This is a genomic window from Streptomyces flavovariabilis (genome assembly GCF_000725785.1).
In the GTDB taxonomy this organism is placed as follows: Bacteria; Actinomycetota; Actinomycetes; order Streptomycetales; family Streptomycetaceae; genus Streptomyces; species Streptomyces hawaiiensis.
Genome location: NZ_JNXD01000084.1, coordinates 1 through 752 on the forward strand (window position 1 = coordinate 1; position 752 = coordinate 752).

Annotated in this window: 1 protein-coding gene and 1 pseudogene; both read left to right on the forward strand. The window is 67.2% G+C overall.

The annotated features are described in order from the left end of the window. A pseudogene (locus IO24_RS0140000) lies at nt 1-432 on the forward strand (alpha-1,4-glucan--maltose-1-phosphate maltosyltransferase); the annotation flags it as partial. Then, nucleotides 429-752, forward strand: a 324-nt coding sequence (locus tag IO24_RS0140005) for an alpha-amylase family glycosyl hydrolase (RefSeq protein ID WP_031144818.1), incomplete at its 3' end; no start/stop codon positions are given. The pseudogene IO24_RS0140000 and the gene IO24_RS0140005, both read left to right, overlap by 4 nt.

The following is a 752-nucleotide window of genomic DNA, read 5'->3' on the forward strand; positions in this document are numbered from 1 at the left end:
GAGAAGTACCAGCTCAGGCACCGCGACTGGGAGAAGGCCGAACGCGAGGGCCGCACCATCACCCCGCTGCTGACCCGGCTCAACACCATCCGGCGGGAGAATCCTGCCCTCCAGCAGCTGCGTGACATCCACTTCCACCACGCCGACCAGGAGGCGGTGATCGCCTACTCGAAGCGGAAGGGTTCGAACACGGTTCTGGTGGTCGCCAACCTCGACCCCCACCACACCCAGGAGGCCACGGTCTCGTTGGACATGCCGCAACTCGGCCTGGACTGGCACGAGTCGGTTCCGGTGCGCGACGAGCTCACCGGCGAGACCTACCACTGGGGCAGGGCCAACTATGTGCGCCTCGAACCGGGCCGCAGGCCCGCGCACGTCTTCTCGGTCCTGCGACCGTCCACCCCGGAGATCGGAGGGTCACCCACAACATGATCGTCAACGAACCCGTTCCGGACACCTTCGAGGACACTCCTGCCAGGGACCGTGACCCGGAGTGGTTCAAGCGCGCCGTCTTCTACGAGGTGCTCGTCCGCTCGTTCCAGGACAGCAACGGCGACGGCGTCGGCGACCTCAAGGGCCTGACCGCCAAGCTCGACTACCTCCAGTGGCTCGGCGTCGACTGCCTGTGGCTGCCGCCGTTCTTCAAGTCCCCGCTGCGCGACGGCGGCTACGACGTCTCCGACTACACGGCCGTGCTGCCGGAGTTCGGCGACCTGGCCGACTTCGTGGAGTTCGTCGACGCCGCCCACCAG